This window comes from Pseudomonas solani (genome assembly GCF_026072635.1).
Taxonomy (GTDB): Bacteria; Pseudomonadota; Gammaproteobacteria; order Pseudomonadales; family Pseudomonadaceae; genus Metapseudomonas; species Metapseudomonas solani.
On the sequence record NZ_AP023081.1, the window covers coordinates 4,431,001 to 4,449,765 of the forward strand.

The following is an 18,765-nucleotide window of genomic DNA, read 5'->3' on the forward strand; positions in this document are numbered from 1 at the left end:
TCCTGACCTGACTGTCGGCCCGACCTGTTTTGAACAAGCCCCAATCGCTTTCCCTGCGCTACGACCCCCGCGAGCTCTCCGACGAAGAGCTGGTGGAGCGCGCCCATGTGGAGCTGTTTCACGTCACGCGTGCCTATGAAGAGCTCATGCGTCGCTACCAGCGCACCCTGTTCAACGTTTGTGCCCGATATTTGGGGAACGAACGAGACGCTGACGATGTCTGTCAGGAGGTGATGCTGAAGGTGCTCTATGGATTGAAGAACTTCGAAGGGAAGTCCAAGTTCAAGACATGGCTCTACAGCATCACGTATAACGAATGTATTACCCAATATCGGAAAGAGCGTCGTAAACGTCGTTTACTTGATGCCCTGAGTCTCGATCCTCTCGAGGAGGCCTCGGAGGAGAAGGCACCCAAGCTCGAAGAGCGCGGAGGCCTTGAGCGATGGCTGGTGCATGTGAACCCGATCGATCGTGAAATCCTGGTGCTGCGCTTTGTCGCAGAACTGGAATTTCAGGAAATTGCTGACATTATGCATATGGGTCTTAGCGCCACGAAGATGCGATACAAGCGTGCGCTGGACCGCTTGAGAGAAAAATTTTCAGGATTGACCGAAACTTAGTTGGGGAAAATTAATCTCTTAGATCAGCGAGTTCTGGTAAACTTGCGCACCAAGTTGTCCTCGAGATTGTTCGACAACTTACTGACAACCAAGATGGGGATTTACGGATGAAACTGAAAAACACCTTAGGCGTAGCCGTTGGCTCTCTCGTCGCCGCACTTTCTCTGAACGCGCTGGCGCAAGGCCAAGGCGCTGTCGAGGTGGAGGCTTTCGGCAAGCGCTACTTCACCGACAGCTCGCGTGATCTGTCCAATGGCAACCTGTTCGGTGGCTCGGTTGGTTACTACCTGACCGACGACGTCGAACTGGCTCTGTCCTACGGCGAGTTTCACGACATTCGTTCCGAAAACGACACCGGTAACAAGAACATCAAGGGCAGCCAGACTGGCCTCGATGCCATCTACCACTTCGGCACTCCGGGTGTCGGCCTGCGTCCGTACGTCTCCGCTGGCTTCGCTCACCAGAGCATCAGCAACGTTCCGGCGCGTACCGGTCGTGACCACAGCACCTTCGCCAACATCGGCACTGGCCTGAAGTACTACTTCACCGAGAACTTCTACGCCAAAGCCGGCCTGGACGGCATGTACAACATCGATGTGGGCGAGTCCGAGTGGGCCGCTGGCGTGGGTGTTGGCGTGAACTTCGGTGGTGGCTCCAAGCCCGCTGCCGAGCCGGCCCCGGCTCCGGTTGCCGAAGTCTGCTCCGACAGCGACAACGACGGCGTCTGTGACAACGTCGACAAGTGCCCGGACACCCCGGCCAACGTCACCGTTGACGCCGATGGCTGCCCGGCTGTTGCCGAAGTCGTTCGCGTTGAGCTGGACGTGAAGTTCGACTTCGACAAGTCCAAGGTCAAAGAAGAAAGCTACGGCGACATCAAGAACCTGGCTGACTTCATGAACCAGTACCCGTCGACCACCACCACCGTTGAAGGCCACACCGACTCCGTCGGCACCGACGCCTACAACCAGAAACTGTCCGAGCGTCGTGCCAACGCCGTTCGTGAAGTCCTGGTCAACCAGTACGGTGTAGGTTCCGAGCGCGTCAACTCGGTTGGTTACGGTGAGTCCCGCCCGGTTGCTGACAACGCTACCGACGCTGGCCGCGCTGTTAACCGTCGCGTAGAAGCTGAAGTAGAAGCCCAAGCCAAGTAATTGGTCTGAGCTTTGAAAAACCCGGCCTCGGCCGGGTTTTTCTTTGCCTAGAGAAAAGTGCCAGGAGGTAAACGCATCGTGGCCCGGCCGCACCGTAGGTTGGGTAGAGGTACGAAACCCAACATTGCGATGCCGAGCCGTGGAATGCCGCCCGATCAGGCACTCAACGCTTCGGCCATCGCTACGGCCTCGCCCGCCACCTCACCGATCACCAGGATCGCTGGGCTCTTCAGCTGGAAGTCGCTGGCGTCGGCCTGCATCTGTGCCAGCGTGCTGCGGCATTCGCGTTGATAGGGCAGGGAGGTGTTCTCGATCATCGCCACCGGCATGTCCGCCGCCATGCCGCCGGCCAGCAGGCCTTCACGGACCGCCGCCAGGCGCGCCACGCCCATGTACACCACCAGCGTGGTGCCGCTGCGGGCCAGGGCCTGCCACTCGGGTGCGCTGTCGTCCTGGGTGTGGGCGGTGACCAGGGTGACGCCCCGGCTGATGCCGCGCAGGGTCAGGGGGATGCCGCACTGGGTGGCACCCGCCAGCCCGGCGGTGATGCCGTTGACCAGTTCGCTCTCCACCCCACGCTCGGCCAGCCACTGCGCCTCCTCGCCACCCCGGCCGAAGATGCACGGGTCGCCGCCCTTGAGGCGTACCACGCGCTTGCCCTGGCGTGCGTAGCGCAGCATCAGGCGATGGATGAAGGCCTGGGGCGTCGAGCGGCAGCCCCCGCGTTTGCCGACTCGGATCACCCGGGCGCCCGGGCAGTGCTCCAGCACCGCCGGGTTGACCAGGTCGTCGATCATCACCACCTCGGCGCCGTTGAGCACCCGTACTGCTTTCAGCGTCAGCAGCTCCGGGTCACCGGGCCCCGCACCCACCAGCCAGACCTTGCCATTCATGGGCTTCTCCTCAGGCATTCACTGCGGTCGGCACCGGTGGCGCCGCCAGCATTCTCTTGATTTCCGGTACGCAGGAGCCGCAACGCGTGCCGCACCCCAATGCTTCTTTCAGCCCCGCCAGGTCCAGCCCCTGGGCGATGCCCGCCTGCACGGCTTGCAGGCTGACGTTCATGCAGTTGCACAGAGTGCGATTGGCGCCGGCCGCCGCACTGGCACCCGGCGGTGCGCTCAGGGGAGCCAGCAGCCAGCGCCGCAGTTCCGTGTCCACGCGGCCTTCCTGCCACAGGCTCTTCAGCCAGCCCCATGCGGCGGTTTCGCCCGCCAGGCGCAGCGCAGTGATGCGCCCCTGCTCGATACGCACGCGCTTGCCCACCGCGCGCTGCGGGTCGTCGTAGCTCATCACCGGCCCCTGATCCAGTTGCAGCAGGCGGTCTATATGCGCCAGTAGCTCCGTATCCGGTGCCTGCCCGTGGGCCGCGCGCAGCACCAGGGCAGGGCGCTCACGCCCGACCAGGGCCAGGTTTGCGTAGGTGAAGGCCTCGCACAGCGGTCGGAGGGCTTCGAAGCGCGCCTGCACATCGCCCTCCACCAGCACGAAGAGCTGCCAGGGCAGCTCCACCCGCTCCACCTCCACGCCCGCATGCTTGAGTTCCGGTTGTTTCGAGAGCGGATCGTAGGCCGGCGTGGTCAGCACGTTGACGCCCAGCCCCTTGAGGAAGCGATCGCCCCAGTGCATGGGCAGGAAGGCCTGGCCGGGGCGCAGGGCCTCGTCGCCCATGACCGGCACCACCAGCTCGCCGCGACGGCTCCTCACCCGCACCAGATCACCATCCTCGAGCTGGCGGCGGCGCATCTCCACGGGGTGCAGCCCCAGTTGCGCCTGCTCCACGTGGCCGAACAACTGGGCCGCGGTGCCGGTGCGGCTCATACCATGCCACTGGTCGCGTAGGCGTCCCGTGTTCAGGGTCAATGGGTAGCGCAGTTCGCGACGCTCCTGGGGGGCGAGGTAAGGGTCGGCGACGAACTGTGCACGACCGCTCGGTGTGGGAAAGCGGCCGTCGCCATAGAGGCGCGCGGTGCCTTGCCGGGCGCCGGCGGGGTAGGGCCATTGCTGCGGACCCTGGGTGTCGATCAGGCCGTAGCGGATGCCGGTCAGGTCCAGGTCGCGGCCGGCGGTGAGCGGCTTGTACTCCTCGAACAGTGCTTCGGGGCTGTCGAAGTCGAACAGGCTGGGCTGGCCGGGGCGCAGGTGGTGTTCCAGGCGCCGGGCGAAGTCGCAGGCCATGGCCCAGTCCGGGCGCGCCTCGCCCGGTGCCGGCACGGCCGGGCGCACATGGCTGATGCGCCGCTCGGAGTTGGTCACGGTGCCTTCCTTCTCGCCCCAGCTGGCAGCGGGCAGCAGCAGGTCGGCGTGGCGGCAGGTCTCGGTGGTGAAGAAGGCTTCCTGCACGACCACGAAGGGGCAAGCAGCCAGTGCCGCGTGCACCCGCTGCTGGTCGGGGAGGGACTGGGCCGGGTTGGTGCAGACGATCCACAGCGCCTTGATGCGCCCGTCGCCCACGGCGTCGAACAGGTCGATGGCCGACAGCCCCGGTGTTTCCGGCAGGCGCTCGACGCCCCAGTAGGCCGCCACCTCGGCGCGGTGCTCGGCATTGCCCGCCTCGCGATGGCCCGGCAGCAGGTTCGACAGGCTGCCGGTTTCGCGGCCACCCATGGCGTTGGGCTGGCCGGTGAGGGAGAAGGGCCCGGCGCCGACGCGGCCGATCTGCCCGGTGGCCAGGTGCAGGTTGATCAGTGCGCTGTTCTTGGCGCTGCCGGCGCTGGACTGGTTCAGGCCCATGCACCAGAGCGAGAGAAAGCTCGGCGTGCGGCCGATCCACTCGGCGCAGCGCAGCAGGTCGGCGCTGTCGATGCCGCACAGCTCGGCCACCCGCGCCGGGCCGAAGTCGCGCACGCGCTCCTTGAGCGCATCGAAGCCTTCGGTGTGGCGCTCGATGAAGCGCCGGTCCACCCAGCCCTCCCAGAGCAGGATGTGGAGGATGCCGTGGAACAGCGCCACGTCGCTGCCCGGGGTGATCGCCAGGTGCAGGTCGGCCAGCTCGCAGGTGTCGGTGCGGCGCGGGTCGACCACGATCAGGCGCATGTCCGGGCGCTTGGCCTTGGCCTCTTCCAGGCGGCGGAACAGCACCGGGTGGGCGAAGGCCATGTTGCTGCCGGCGATCAGCACGCAGTCGCTCTGCTCGATGTCCTCGTAGGAGCAGGGCGGCGCGTCGGCACCCAGGCTGCGCTTGTAGCCGACCACGGCGGAGGACATGCACAGCCGCGAATTGCTGTCGATGTTGTGGGTGCCCACCAGGGCGCGGGCCAGCTTGTTGAAGGCGTAGTAGTCCTCGGTCAGCAACTGGCCCGAGACATAGAAGGCGACGCTGTCCGGCCCGTGCTCGGCGATGGTTTCGGCGAAGCGCGCGGCGGCGTGGTCCAGGGCGCTGTCCCAGTCTGTGCGGCTGCGTGCCAGGTCCTTGCCCAGGCGCAGTTCCGGGTACAGCGCGCGGGCCTGGATGTCGCCGGTCAGGTGCAGGGTGGAGCCCTTGCTGCACAGGCGGCCGAAGTTGGCCGGGTGCGCCGGGTCACCGGCGACACCGAGGATGCGCGCGTCGTCGTGCTCGATCAGCACGCCGCAGCCGACGCCGCAGTAGCAGCAGGTGGAGGCGGTGGTCCGGCTCATGACGAAGGTTCCTGTAAAGGGGATCAGGCGCTCTGCAGCAGGCGCACGGGAATGCGCGCCGGCTCGGCGCAACGCGGTTCGGCCGCTGGCTCGGTACTCTCGGCTGCCAGGGCCTCGCCGAAAATCAGGCGATCACGCAGGTGGCGGATGTCGGTGCGTGCCTGCACCTGGCGGAAGTACCAGCCGCCGTCGGCGGTGTCGCCGAACAGGCAGGCACCCACCAGCACGCCGTCCTTGATCACCAGCTTCTTGTAGATGCCGTCGATGGGGTCGGAAAGGGTGATGCTTTCGGTGCCTTCGCCGCCCATGAAGTCGCCGGCGGAGAACAGGTCGATGCCGGTGACCTTGAGCTTGGTGGAGACCACTGAGCCCTGGTAGCGGGCGAAGCCGAGCTGGGCCAGGTGGTTGGCGCAGACGCCGGCCTGGTCGAACAGCGGTGCCACCAGGCCGTAGGCGATGCCGCGGTGGCTGGCGCATTCACCGATGGCGTAGATGCGTGGGTCGTTGGTCTGCAGGGTGTCGCTGACCAGGATGCCGCGGTTGCAAGGCAGGCCGGCGCGCTCGGCCAGGGCGACGTTGGGGCGGATGCCGGCGGCCATCACCACCAGGTCGGCGGCGATCACCTCGCCGCCCTGGAACTGCACCGCGCAGACCCGGCCCTCGCCGTTGTCCAGCAGCTCCTCGGTGTGGGTGCCCATGCGGAAGCGGATGCCGCGAGCCTCCAGCGCTTCCTGCAGCAGCTGCCCGGCGGTGCGGTCCAGCTGGCGGTCCAGCAGCCAGTCGGCGAGGTGCACCACGGTCACCTGCATGCCGCGCTGGCGCAGGCCGTTGGCTGCCTCCAGGCCGAGCAGGCCGCCGCCGATCACCACCGCGTGACTGTGGCTGCGGGCGGTGTCGATCATCTGCCGGGTATCGGCGATGTCGCGGTAGCCGATCACGCCCTGCAGGCGGTTGCCCGGCACCGGCAGGATGAAGGGCGAGGAGCCGGTGGCGATCACCAGGCGATCGTAGGCGGCCTCGGTGCCGTCGTCGGCGATCACCAGGCGGCGGCGCCGGTCGATCTTCACCACGCTGCGGTTGAGCAGCAGGCGGATGCCGTGCCCGGCGTACCACTCCAGGTCGTTGAGGACGATGTCCTCGAAGGCCTGCTCACCGGCCAGCACCGGCGACAGCATGATGCGGTTGTAGTTGGGGTGCGGCTCGGCGCCGAACACCGTGATGTCGTAGAGATCCGGGGCGAGCTTGAGCAGCTCTTCCAGGGTGCGCACTCCGGCCATGCCGTTGCCGATCATCACCAGCCTGGGTCTGTTCATGGGCGAGGCTCCTGCATGAATTCCGGGCAAACAAAAAAGGCGTCCCGCTGTTGCCAGCAGGACGCCTTTGTCCAAGTCCCGTTCTATCGGGAAAGTGCCATCTCTACGTTGAGGTGGGCGCTTTTTGTAGATTGTGATGGAGCCCATTGCAGGGCTTGTGCCAACTCCGCCTGGCCCCGCTTTCCGTGGCTCCGGCGGGCCTTTGCGAGGCACGCCGGAGGCTCTTCTGCACCGCTTCGGGGCGGCTTGCCCGGCATCGGTGCGTCAGCCGTGCAGGCAGAGCACCAGCAGCGCCAGGTTGGCCAGCAACGACAGCAGGGCGATGCCGCGCCAGACCTTCAGCGGCTCGCGCTCCAGCAGTGGGCGCGGCTTGCTCGCCAGCGCCTTGCGCTCGCCCTGTTCCAGGGCCAGCAGCCATTCCTCAGCCGTCTCGAAGCGTTGCCCGGGGTCGCTGGCCAGGGCGCGGCCGAGGCATTCGTCGAGCCAGGCGGGCAGGTCCGGGCGGTAGCGGCTGGCGGGCGTCGGCGTGCCGAAGCGCGGGTGCTGGAAGGCCTCGATCTCGCCGAAGGGGTAATGCCCGGTGAGCAGCCGGTAGAGGGTGACGCCCGCCCCGTAGATATCCTGCTGCGCGGACGGTTGCGCCCCGTCGAAGGCCTCGGGGGCGATGTAGCTGGGCGTGCCCGGCAGGCTGTGGGCCTCGTCCTGGGACAGGCCCGGACAATAGGCCAGGCCGAAGTCCAGCAGGCGCAGCTCGCCGTCCTCGCCGAGCAGCAGGTTCTCCGGCTTGATGTCGCGGTGCAGGATGTTGCGCCGGTGCAGCATGCCCAGGGCCCTGACCAGGCGCGGGGCGAGGTCCAGCCACTCGGTCAGCGCCAGCGGCCCGGCCTGGCGCAGCCGTTCGGCCAGGGTCTGCCCCGGGTACTCGCGCTGCAGGTAGTACAGGTGCTGGCGCTGCGGCAGTGGGTGCACCTCGGCGAAGTGGCGCCCGGCCACGCGCCGCAGGAACCATTCTTCCTGCAGCAGCGCCGGCCCGGCGGCGGGTTCGTCGTGGCGCGCGGGCGGCAGTGTCTTCAGCAGCCAGGGCTGGCCGGCGTCGTCGAGCACGCGGTAGAGCAGCGACTGGCGCGACTCGGCCAGCAGCCCCTGCACCCACCAGCCCTCGAACAGCTGGCCCGGGCGCAGCTCCGGCGGCAGCGGCCAATCCTCCAGTTGCGCCAGGGCATCGGCCAGGCCGCTGGGGGGCAGGCCGTCGACCCGCACCAGCAGCGCGCTGGCGTTGTCCTGGCCGCCGGCCAGGTGCGCGGCGGCGACCAGGGCGCGGCTGGCCGCCTCGGGCTCGGGTTCGTCCTGGAGGATGCGCAGGATGCCGGCATCGCCCAGCACCGCCCAGATGCCATCGCTGACCAGGAGGAAGTGCTCGTCCTCCTGCAGCTCGCCATCCAGGTAATCCACCACCAGGTGCTGGTCCAGCCCCAGCGCGCGCTTGAGCACGTGCTGCATGCCGGGCTGGTCCCAGACGTGGTCCTCGCTGAGGCGGTCGAGCTGCTCGCCGCGCCAGCGGTAGGCGCGGCAGTCGCCGACATGGGCGAGGGTGAAGCGGCGGCCGCGCAGCACCAGTGCGGTGAGGGTGGTCAGCAGCGGCTGGCCGCCGCCGTTGGCCTGCAGCCAGCGGTTGTGGGCCAGCAGCAGGCGGTCGAGGGATTGCGCCACCGCCCAGGTTTCCGGCGTGGCGTAGTAGTCCAGCGCCAGTGCCTGCAGGGTGGCACGCGCGGCCAGGCCGCCGTCGGCGCATTGGCTGACGCCATCGGCCAGGGCGAACAGGTAGCCCTTGCTGGCGGCCAGGGCCGGTGCGGGCGTCACCACCCGCAGGGCGTCCTGGTTCTCGCTGCGCGGGCCGATGGCGCTGGCCTCGCCGAAGCTCAGTTGCAGCCCCATGGCGCTCAGACGCGCGCCGCGGTGACGGCCGCTGAGCCCCAGGTGGTGCGCCAGCGCAGCTTCACGCCGTAGAGGCCGAACCAGGCCAGCACGCCGAGGCTGGCGAACAGCCACAGGCCCAGCTGGTAGTCGCCGGTGTGCTGCTTGATGGCGCCCAGGCCTGCGGTGAGGCAGAAGCCGCCGATGCCGCCAGCCATGCCGATGAGCCCGGTCATCACACCCATTTCCTTGTGGAAGCGCTGCGGCACCAGCTGGAACACCGCGCCATTGCCGGCGCCGAGGCTGAGCATGGCCACCACGAACAGGGCCAGGGCAGCGGTGGCGCTTGAGATGTGGAAGCCCACGGCGGCGATGCAGATGGCGGCCACGGTGTAGACCACCAGCAGGGTGCGGATGCCGCCGATGCGGTCGGCGAAGGCGCCGCCCAGGGGGCGCATCAGGCTGCCGGCGAAGACGCAGGCGGCGGTGTAGTAGCCGGCAGTCACCGGCTCCAGGCCGTATTGGTCGTGGAAGTAGCCGGGCAGGGTGCTGGCCAGGCCGAGGAAGCCGCCGAAGGTGACGCTGTAGAAGAACATGAACCACCAGCTGTCGCGGTCACCCAGGGCCTTCATGTAGTCGGCGAGGGATTTCGGCGCCGGGCGGTTGGGGGCATTACGCGCGGCCAGGGCGAAGATCGCCAGGGTCAGCACCAGCGGGATCAGCGCCAGGCCGAACACGTTGTTCCAGCCGAACAGCGCGGCCAGCCCTGGGGCGAACAGCGCCGCCAGCACGGTGCCGGAGTTACCGGCCCCGGCGATGCCCAGCGCCTTGCCCTGGTGCTGCGGCGGGTACCACTGCGAGGCCAGCGGCAGGGCCACGGCGAAGGAGGCCCCGGCGAAGCCGAGGAACAGGCCCAGCAGCAGCGCCTGCTCGTAGTTGTGGATGCCCAGTTGCCAGGCGGTGAACAGCGCGGCGATCACCACCACCTGGCCGAACAGCCCGGCGGATTTCGGTGACGTGCGGTCGGCCAGCAGGCCCAGCAGGAAGCGCAGCACGGCACCGGCGAGGATGGGCGTGGCGACCATCATGGCGCGTTGCTGGGTGGTCAGCTGCAGGTCAGCGGCGATCTGCACGCCCAGCGGGCCGAGCACGTACCAGACCATGAAGCTCAGGTCGAAATAGAGAAATGCGGCGAACAGGGTGGGGGCGTGGCCGGCCTTCCAGAAACTCGTAGTCATCGAACACCTCATCTGCGTCAGGGGGCCGGGAGGGCGCGCCGCGGGACAGCCCCGGCGGTCGCACCCTCCCGGAACACGTCGCGCTCGTGGCGCTGCGTGCCACGGCCTTGGCCGTGGCTGGGTAGGGTGGGTCGCATGCGGGCGCCCGGATCACGGCACGCCAGCCGCCCCATCGCTGGGGCCGGAACGAAAAAAGCGCCGCGCACTGGCTGCATTTCTGCGCAGTGACGCGACGCCTTTGTCGTTCAGTCGGGCAACCGCCGTTGGCTACCTGTGGAGGGGGTGGAGCAAGAGACGGGCCAAGGAGCGAGACCGATGCCGCCGGACGGGGCAAGTGCCTGATTTGCCTGGCTTCGGCCGGTGCGAGAGAGGCGTTTGGCAGTGGGCCGGCCGGCGTGGCCGGGGGCTGGCGCCGGTGCAAAAGGGGGCGCGCTGTCGCGCCCGTGCACCGGGGCGGAGCTGCGGGGGCGGGTTCAGTCCAGCCAGTTGACCTTGGGGAAGGTGCTGCGGAACTTCTCCGGCATCTCCACCACCTTCGACGCGTGGTAGTCGAAGAACACGAAGCCGGACTTGGCCATGGCCACCAGCTTGCCGTCGGCCGGGCGGGTGATGCGGAAGGTGATGTCGCCGCCGTAGCGGTTGAAGTCCATCACGCCCACCTCGAACAGCAGTTGGTCGCGGGCATGGGCCTCGGCGCGGTAGGTGGTGGCCAGGTCGGTGACGATGATGCCGGTGCCGTCGCCCTCGGTCTCGGTGATGCCGAAGTCGAAGAGGAAGCGCGCGCGGGCCTCGGAGATCATCGAGATCATCGAGTCGTTGCCCAGGTGGTTGGCGCCATTGATGTCGGTGACCCGCACGGTCAGGTGGGTGGAGTAGCAGAACTGGTCTTCGGGGAAGTTCAGGGTCAGGCGGGCCATCGGGGTGCAAACCTCGTACGTCGGTAGGGAAGGGGCCGTGGCAACGGCGGGCGGATTCTACCCGCGCCGCCGCCGCTATGTGGCCATTCGCCGACTGAATGAGGCTTAGCGGTGCAGGCCGTTGAGCCAGTAGAAGGTCACCCGGCCGCCTTCGTTGCTCGGCCCGCGGTTGTCCTGGATATAGGCCCCGGCCTTGAAGTAGAGCTGCTGGTTGCCCCAGTAGCCGCTCAGTTGGCGGAACAGGCCACCGTCGTCGCCCTTGCTGGTGACGGTGATGCCCAGGCGCCCGCTGGGGGTGAGGCGCAGGTCGTAGCCGAAGCGCTCGCCCAGGTCGACATTCTCGGCCAGCAGGATGTTCTCCACCTCCTTGTCGCCGGGGCGCTTGCGCAGCAGGGCCTCGAGGCGGCCGGTGCCGTCCTTGTAGTGGTACTGCAGCTTCAGCAGCGGGTCGTTCTCGCTGCCGGCTTCGTCCTTGCTGTGGATCTGCCCGATGATGATCTTGTTCTTGCTTGGCACCTGCTGCACCGAAAGCACCGCGCTCAGGTAATTGTCGGCGCTCTGGTAGTTCCAGTAGCTCAGGGTGCCGTCGGCCTGGGTCTCGCGCAGCTCGCTGCGGGGGTAGCGGGCGTCTTCGCTGGTGCTGCCGGTGACGGGCACCCAGAAGGTCACGCTGCCGTCGTTGTTGTGGCGGAAGTACTGGCTTTCATAGCCGTTGTTGAGGCGCTGGGTGGTGATGAGCGTGGCGGATTGGTGGGCGGGGATGTCGAGTTTCCAGGTGCTGAGATCGATCACGGGCTGTCCTTGAGGCCGGGGGAATAAGCCCCTGTTGGGACCGGCACGATCCCGGAAGTTCAGCGAGGTTCCAGTTAGGCGACGAACTGCATCGTCGCGGGCCAGTGAGGCAGCACGGTGCCAGCAGCCGGGCGGTGTGCGGCCGCCCGGCCCGTGGCCGCCTTCCCCGTGGCAGGCGGCCGGCAGCCCTCACTGCGCCAGGCGGTAGACACGCAGGCGGTGGCCGTCCGGGTCGACGCCGCTGAAGGTGTAGCCGAAGTCGAGGTTCACCGGCTCCTGGATGATCTCCACGGCCTGCTCGTGCCAGAGCTGGTGCAGGCGACGCACCTCGTCGTCGTGCTCGACCACGAAGCACAGCTCGTCGCCACCGCCGGGGACGGTGGTGGCCGGCTTCACGGCGCCGCGGACCCAGAGGCCGAGCTTGAAGCCGTTGTCGAAGAGGAACAGGGCGAAGCCCGGGGCCTGGGCTGTGGTTTCGCGGCCCAGCAGGCGGCGGTAGAAGGCGGTGCTGCGCTCGATGTCGTCGACGTACAGGTTGAGCAGGTTGGGGGCGATCATCGGATGGGTCTCCGTTGCGGAGCGACGGGTGTCGTCACTCGATACGCGCAGGCTAGGCCCACCCCCTGTCAGTTTCTGGCAGCAGCTTCACTGCTCGGCGATGCCATGCAGCGCGCGCCAATCTCGCAGCAGCACCTGGCGCCGCCGTGGGTAGCGCCGGCCCAGGTCGAGCAGCTCGTCCACCCGGTCCAGGCGGAAGTGGCGCATGCCCTGGCGCAGCTCGCACCAGGCGGCCAGCACCCGGGTCTGCTCGAAGTAGCCCAGGGCGAACGGCCAGACCACCCGTTGCGACGCCTGGCCCTCGGCATCGCGGTAATCGAGTTGCACGCGGTGCTCGAGGCGGATGACCTCGCGTACCTGCTGCAGCAGTGCATCGGGGATTTCGCTGGCCGGTGCCGGGCCGATCAGCAGGGTGCTGGTCTCCAGTTCCTCACGCAGGGCCGGGGGCAGCACCGCGCCAACCTTGGCCAGCACATCACGCGCGGCACCCATCAGTTGGCGGTCGCCCCGGCGGGCGACCCAGCGCATGCCGAGCACCAGGGCCTCGATCTCGCCCAGGGAGAACATCAGCGGCGGCAGCTCGAAGCCGGGCCGCAGCACGTAGCCCAGCCCGGCGCCTCCTTCGATGTTGGCGCCCTGTTGCTGCAGGGTGGCGATGTCGCGGTAGAGGGTGCGCAGGCTGATGCCCAGCTCACTGGCCAGGGCGTGCCCGGCGACGGGGTAGCGGTGACGGCGGAGGATCTGCAGCAGGTCGAGCAGGCGCTGGCTTCGGGACATGGTGCTAACCGGCTCAGAGACGCAGCAGGCCGACGCTGCGCAGGAAGCGTTCGACGTCGGCGGTGTAGCCATTGTCCTGGCCGAGTTCGTGGTTGATCTGCCGGTGCGACATGTCCACACCCATCACTTCCACGCGCTTGCCCAGGTCGCGGCCCTTGGCGGCGAAGCCACGGGCCTGGGGGCAGGCGTCGTCGCGACGGGTGGAGCACACCGCCAGCAGCGGCGCGCCGGCCCGTTCCAGGCGCAGGGTGGGGGAGGCGGCGCGCCAGGTGGCGGGGTCGTCGCCGAAGGCGCGGTCATAGAGCTTCAGGTGCGGGCCGCGCATCACCGTCTCGACGTTGAAGGCGGCGCTGTCCAGCGCCACGGTGCCGATCCACGGGCGCGCGCCCTGCTGGGCGGCGATCTCCGGCGCGGCGTCGATCAGCGCCACCAAGTGGGCGCCGGCGGAGTGACCCATCAGCACGAAGCGCGCCGGGTCGGCCTGCCAGCCGCTGGCCAGTTGCTGGGCCTGGGCCAGGGCGCGGGCCACGTCGTCGGCCTGGGCCAGCGGCGGGGTGTCGGGGAGCATGCGGTAGTTGGCGGAGACCAGCACCACGCCCTGGGGCACCCAGCGCAGGGCCTTGTTCAGGGCGACGCTGCCGTTGTCCTTGTCGCCGTTGGCCCAGCCACCGCCGTGGACCATGAAGATCACCGGGGCGGGCACGCGCGGCGCGACCTTGGGCTGGTAGACGTCGAAGCGCTGGCGCTCATCGTTGCCGTAGGCGACATCCCGTTGCACGCGGATGCCGGCGTCGTCGAGCTGGCGGGCTTCGCGGCGCTCCTGGAGCAGGCCGGCGCTGGCGGTCTGCAGCGTCAGGGCACCGAGCAGGGCGGCGCAGAGGAACAGCAGGCGGCTGGGCTTCATCGTTGGGTCCTTCGCTGATGGGCCGGGACGGCGCCCGGTACAGCCTTGATACGCCACCGGGGCACGAACCCCTGCGCGGGAAATGAAAACGGCGCCCCTGGGGCGCCGTTGCCTGTGTCACTCGGCCTTGCGGGCCTTGCCTGGCTGGATCAGCCCGTCGGCGCGGAACATCGCCTTGATGCCACGGATGGCCTGGCGGATGCGGTCCTGGTTCTCGATCAGGGCGAAGCGCACATGGTCGTCGCCGTACTCGCCGAAGCCGATGCCCGGGGAGACGCAGACCTTGGCCTCGGCCAGCAGCTTCTTGGCGAACTCCAGGGAGCCGAGGTGGGCATAGGGCTCGGGGATCTTCGCCCAGATGTACATCGAGGCCTTGGGGTTCTCGACCATCCAGCCCGCCTCGTGCAGGCCCTTGACCAGCATGTTGCGGCGCTGGCGGTACTGCTCGGCGATGTCGCGCACGCACTGCTGGTCACCTTCCAGCGCGGCGATCGCGGCCACCTGCAGCGGGGTGAAGGTGCCGTAGTCGTGGTAGCTCTTGATCCGCGCCAGGGCGCTGACCAGCTCGGGGTTGCCGACCATGAAGCCGATGCGCCAGCCGGCCATGTTGTAGCTCTTGGACAGGGTGAAGAACTCCACCGCGATGTCCTTGGCGCCGGGCACCTGCATGATCGACGGGGCCTTCCAGCCGTCGTAGACGATGTCGGCATAGGCCAGGTCGTGGATCACCAGCACGTCGTACTGCTTTGCCAGGGCCACCACGCGTTCGAAGAAGTCCAGCTCCACGCACTGTGCGGTGGGGTTGGAGGGGAAGCCGATGATCATCATCTTCGGCTTGGGGATGGATTCGCGGATGGCGCGCTCCATCTCGGCGAAGAAGTCGACGCCGGGCACCAGCGGCACCGAGCGGACCTGGGCGCCGGCGATCACCGCGCCGTAGATGTGGATCGGGTAGCTGGGGTTGGGCACCAGCACCGTGTCGCCGTGGTCCAGGGTGGCCAGCATCAGGTGCGCGAGGCCTTCCTTGGAGCCGATGGTGACGATGGCTTCGCTTTCCGGATCGATCTCCACGTCATAGCGGTCCTTGTACCAGCGCGAGATGGCGCGGCGCAGGCGGGGAATACCGCGGGAGGTGGAGTATCCGTGGGTGTCTTCGCGCTGGGCGACCTGCACCAGCTTCTCGACGATGTGCGGCGGGGTGGCCCCATCGGGGTTGCCCATGGACAGGTCGATGATGTCCTCGCCACGACGGCGCGCGGCCATCTTGAGTTCGGCGGTGATGTTGAAGACGTAGGGGGGGAGACGATCGATGCGCGCGAAACGGCGCGGAGAACGCGTGTCAGCCATGCTTTCCTCGGATACGTAAGCGCCCGGAACCGTCCGAGCGACGTTGGCCACATGGGTGGCCTGGCGGCGAAGATAAGCGCAGCGGTGGGGCGTTGTCGAGAAAAATCCGAGGCGTTTCGGGGCGTTTTCTTTGGCTCTGTCTGCGTTAAGTGTTGCTAGAGGATTTGAGCCCAGCTGATTGCTGAGCTCTGGTGATGTTTCTGGTTTCGCCCACCCGGGCGAGTCCCTTTTTTCAATCGTCGGGATGCCGAACCACAAAAAAGGAACCAAAAACGCTTGCCCCATCATCCAGCCCCGGCTTCGCCGGGGTTCCCTCACTCCATCGTCGTTACTCGCTACGCTCGCCCTTCGGGCCGCACTGAAGTGCGTTCGCCGCAAGCGTCGTCTGGGGGCCGGCGCGATGGGCCATCCATGGCCTGGCGCGCCTCTCGCGGCATCCATGCCGCTCGTCTCCCCGGCGCAACGACTGCGTTCGGCCTCCTGGAGGGGCGTTGGCGGCTGCCCCACCTTTCTTCGTCCAGCGCATCGCCCGTGGTGCGCACGGGCTTTCGTAGGATGGTGTAGAGCGAAGCGAAACCCATGCGGTGGAGGTGGCACGAACCCTTGGGCGCCCGGAAAGGGCCGTGCTTGAGCGCTTGCATTAAAACCACAACAGCTAACGCCGACAGAGCCTTTTCTTTCAGGGCGAATGGGCGTGCCACAGGGCAGTGCGCATCGCGGATGAATCCGCTCCCACCTGGCGTCAGCCTGCACATGGTGCCGGCCCGGGCGCTGTTGCGGTGGGCCGGTACAAGCTCCACCGCAACGATTGCCTGGCGTTATTGCGAGATGAGGATGGAGAACTTCTTGTGGTGGGTGCTGCCGTTGACGTCACGCACCTGGGCCACGAACCAGTGGGCGGTGGTGGAGGCGGTGCCGGCTTCCGGGGTGCCGCTGACCAGGCCGTCGGAAGCCAGGGTCAGCCCGGCCGGCGGGTGGCCGCTGACCAGTTTCCAGGTGGCGCCGCCGAGGCCGCCGGTGCTGTAGAGCTGGGTCTGGTAGGCCTGGCCGACGCGGGCGCTGGGCAGGGCGGCGGGGCTGTTGACGAAGAGGCCGTCGTTGGGGTGGCTGGCGGCCAGGCGGTAGAACTTCACCCGCGCGCCTTCGGTGGCGCTGTCGCCGTGCATGTGCAGGTAGGCGCCGGCCTTGAAGTAGAAGGTTTCGCTGTTCCACGCCGGGTCCATCGCCATGGTCGCCACGGCCCCGCCGTTGGCCGAGGCCATGGCGACGTTGTTGCTGACCTTCATCTGGTAGCTGAAGGTTTCGCCCAGGGCGATGTCGGTGGCCAGCACGTGGTTGGTATAGGGCAGGCCCTGCTCCGGCAGGCCCTGCAGCTTGGCGATGACGCGACCGGTCTTCTTGGCGAAGTCGTAGCGGTAGTAGAGGAGGATCAGCGGCGCGCTGCCGTAGCCGTGCACCTGGCCGACGATGACCAGGCCGTCGCTGGGCACCTGCATGACCTTGAGCAGGGCGTCCTGCACCGATTCACCGGCACCGCTCCAGGTCAGCCCGAGGTTGCTCGGGTCGAGCATCTCGCGCAGTTCCGAGCGCGGGCTGCTGGAGCCCCCGGCGGTAGCGCCGTTGACCGGCGTCCAGAAACTCAGGGAGCCGTCGCCCGGGTCGGTGCGGAACCAGCGCGACTGGTAGCCGTCGGGCCCGCTGAGCTGGTCGGGGCGCACGGTGACGGCCTTGCCCTCGGTGCCGCCCTCGGCGTCCTGTGGCACGGTGATGTTCCAGTTCTCCAGGGCGAAGTTGCCGCCCGGGGCGACGCCCTTGTAGAGCTCGGCCTGGGCTTCGCCGAGCAGCAGGCAGCCGAACAGGCCGAGCCAATAGGCACCGCGATGGCGGTGGGATGTGGAGTGGAGCGATTGGAACCTGTGCATGCCTTGCATCCTCGTTGTCGGGCCGCACTCCGCTCGAGACCGCTTTCCTTCGACGCGTACGTGCCTTCCCTGCGCTTGTATAGGGCCTGCCGCGTGGCAGGCCTTTCACAGACTCGTCGCCTTCAAGGAAGGTTCTGCCGCTGCGTTGCGGCGGCGACCGGTGGCGTACTGGCACCGGGGCATTGCACAGGGCTCAAGGGCGGGTTTCGGCCTTGAGGCGGACCAGCAGATCGGCGAGGCGTTCGATATCGGCATCCGTGGTGCGCCACGAGGAAACACTGAGGCGGAAGGCCGGGCGCCCCTGCCACAGGGTGGGCCCGAACCAGACATCGCCCGAGGCCTGGGCGGCGAGGCGGATGGCCAGGGTCTGCTCGTCGTTGTCGGCGCGCACCAGCACCTGGTTGAGCACCACGCGGTTGAGCACCTGGTAGCCGGCGCCGCGCAGGCGTTCGGCGAGGTGGCCGGCCTGGCGCAGGTGACGGTCGATCAGCTCGCGCAGGCCGTCGCGGCCGAGGCTGGCCAGGGCCGCCCAGATGGGCACGCCCCGGGCGCGGCGGGAGAACTCCAGGTTGAGGTTCTTCTGCGCATCGCGGGAGGCGCTGGCGTAGGCGGCGTCGCTGTTCATCGCCGTGGCCAGGGCCTCGGCGTCGCGGCAGATGGCCATGGCGCCGTCGTAGGGGGTGTTCAGCCACTTGTGGCCATCGGTGGTCCAGCTGTCGGCCCGCTCGACCCCCTCGGTGAGCGCGGCGGCGGAGCTGGCGCGGGCCCAGAGGCCGAAGGCGCCGTCCACATGCACCCAGCCGCCGGCGGCGTGGGCACGGGGGATGAGTTCGGCGAAGGGGTCGAACTCGCCACCGTTGACCTCGCCGGCCTGCAGGCAGAGCACGGTCATGTCGTCCAGCGGCGGCAGCTGCGCCGGGTCGATACGGCCCAGCTCGTCGACGGGGGCCACCAGCAGGCGGTTGATGCCGAAGCCGAGGATGCGCAGGGCCTTCTTCACCGTGATGTGCACGCTGGCGGAGACCACCACGCGCACCTCGGGCGCACCCATCAGGCCGTCGCCGTCGAAGTCCCAGCCCTTGCGTGCGAGCAGGGCACGGCGCGCAGCGCTGAGGCAGGCGAGGGTGCAGGCCGTGGCACTGGTGCCGAAGCCGACGGCGCTTTCGGCGGGCAGGAGGAGGCTTTCCAGCACCCAGCGCGCGGCGGCCTTTTCGATGCGGTCGGCGGCGGGGGAGTTGTCGAAGGATGAGGCGCACTGGTCCCAGGCCAGCACCAGACGCTCGGCCGCGGCGGCGGCGGGCAGGGTGGCGCCGATGACGAAGCCGAAGTAGCGCCCACCGTTGGAGGCGGTGGTGGCGGGGGAGCCCAGCTCGTCCAGCAATTGCAGGGCCTGCTGGGCGGGCAGGCCCTGGGTGGGCAGGGGGCCGTCGAAGCCGGCCAGCGCGGCGATGGCCTCGGCATCGGGAAATACGCGGCGCCCGGGGATGCCGTCGAAGTAGGCGAGGGCGCGGCGGTCGGCGTCTTCGAGGAGCTGGCGTTCGGTGTCCATGGGCGTGTCCGGGCGGTGGCTGCGATGGGCTTACCTTAGCCGTCGCCACGGCGTGCCAGCAGATACACGCCACGCCGGCGATGGCCGTACAGTCGCGGTCGGCGGGCCCCGTACAGCAGAACAGTTACAACTCCCACCCGTA

General features: G+C 68.2%; 14 protein-coding genes and 1 pseudogene. 2 read left to right on the forward strand and 13 right to left on the reverse strand.

Annotation, left to right across the window (positions count from 1 at the left end; translation table 11 throughout):
• Window positions 1–29 precede the first annotated feature (29 nt).
• Complete coding sequence (gene sigX, locus PSm6_RS20200) at window positions 30–620, forward strand: RNA polymerase sigma factor SigX (RefSeq protein ID WP_021220312.1); 591 nt, start codon at window positions 30–32, stop codon at window positions 618–620.
• 107 nt (window positions 621–727) lie between these two features.
• Complete coding sequence (locus PSm6_RS20205; RefSeq protein WP_031288049.1) at window positions 728–1,774, forward strand: OmpA family protein; 1,047 nt, start codon at window positions 728–730, stop codon at window positions 1,772–1,774.
• Between the two features lie 155 nt (window positions 1,775–1,929).
• On the opposite strand, the gene cobA is transcribed toward PSm6_RS20205, so the two are convergent.
• The 13 genes and pseudogenes from cobA to PSm6_RS20270 form a co-directional block, all read right to left on the reverse strand.
• The gene (gene cobA / locus PSm6_RS20210; protein ID WP_265168052.1) at window positions 1,930–2,667 is read right to left on the reverse strand and encodes a uroporphyrinogen-III C-methyltransferase; all 738 of its coding nucleotides are present in this window, start codon (window positions 2,665–2,667) and stop codon (window positions 1,930–1,932) included.
• Between the two features lie 10 nt (window positions 2,668–2,677).
• Window positions 2,678–5,392 carry a nitrate reductase gene (locus PSm6_RS20215; RefSeq protein ID WP_043243292.1) on the reverse strand — a complete coding sequence of 905 codons (2,715 nt, stop codon included), beginning with the start codon at window positions 5,390–5,392 and terminating at the stop codon, window positions 2,678–2,680.
• 113 nt (window positions 5,393–5,505) lie between these two features.
• Window positions 5,506–6,705: pseudogene (locus tag PSm6_RS20220) on the reverse strand (NAD(P)/FAD-dependent oxidoreductase); the annotation flags it as partial.
• A gap of 264 nt (window positions 6,706–6,969) precedes the next feature.
• Window positions 6,970–8,640, reverse strand: a complete 1,671-nt coding sequence (locus PSm6_RS20225; protein ID WP_043243293.1) for a bifunctional protein-serine/threonine kinase/phosphatase — start codon at window positions 8,638–8,640, stop codon at window positions 6,970–6,972.
• 5 nt (window positions 8,641–8,645) lie between these two features.
• On the reverse strand, window positions 8,646–9,857 hold the full coding sequence (locus PSm6_RS20230; protein ID WP_021220306.1) for a NarK family nitrate/nitrite MFS transporter: 1,212 nt from the start codon (window positions 9,855–9,857) through the stop codon (window positions 8,646–8,648).
• 473 nt (window positions 9,858–10,330) lie between these two features.
• Window positions 10,331–10,774 (reverse strand): thioesterase family protein, encoded by a 444-nt coding sequence (locus PSm6_RS20235; RefSeq protein ID WP_021220305.1) that lies wholly within the window; start codon window positions 10,772–10,774, stop codon window positions 10,331–10,333.
• Window positions 10,775–10,879: 105 nt separating this feature from the next.
• A complete protein-coding gene (locus PSm6_RS20240) occupies window positions 10,880–11,566 on the reverse strand; it encodes a polysaccharide lyase family 7 protein (RefSeq protein WP_043247171.1) in 687 nt (228 codons plus the stop codon).
• 189 nt (window positions 11,567–11,755) lie between these two features.
• Complete coding sequence (locus PSm6_RS20245) at window positions 11,756–12,124, reverse strand: VOC family protein (RefSeq protein WP_021220303.1); 369 nt, start codon at window positions 12,122–12,124, stop codon at window positions 11,756–11,758.
• Window positions 12,125–12,211: 87 nt separating this feature from the next.
• Window positions 12,212–12,901 (reverse strand): helix-turn-helix transcriptional regulator, encoded by a 690-nt coding sequence (locus PSm6_RS20250; RefSeq protein ID WP_265168053.1) that lies wholly within the window; start codon window positions 12,899–12,901, stop codon window positions 12,212–12,214.
• 13 nt (window positions 12,902–12,914) lie between these two features.
• Window positions 12,915–13,805, reverse strand: a complete 891-nt coding sequence (locus PSm6_RS20255) for an alpha/beta hydrolase (protein ID WP_265168054.1) — start codon at window positions 13,803–13,805, stop codon at window positions 12,915–12,917.
• A 117-nt stretch (window positions 13,806–13,922) separates the two neighbouring features.
• A complete protein-coding gene (gene alaC / locus PSm6_RS20260) occupies window positions 13,923–15,152 on the reverse strand; it encodes an alanine transaminase (protein WP_021220300.1) in 1,230 nt (409 codons plus the stop codon).
• An 818-nt stretch (window positions 15,153–15,970) separates the two neighbouring features.
• Entirely contained in the window at window positions 15,971–17,074 is a 1,104-nt protein-coding gene (locus PSm6_RS20265; protein ID WP_265168055.1) for a polysaccharide lyase family 7 protein, read from the reverse strand.
• A 193-nt stretch (window positions 17,075–17,267) separates the two neighbouring features.
• On the reverse strand, window positions 17,268–18,623 hold the full coding sequence (locus tag PSm6_RS20270; RefSeq protein WP_265168056.1) for a pyridoxal phosphate-dependent decarboxylase family protein: 1,356 nt from the start codon (window positions 18,621–18,623) through the stop codon (window positions 17,268–17,270).
• Between the last annotated feature and the right edge of the window lie 142 nt (window positions 18,624–18,765).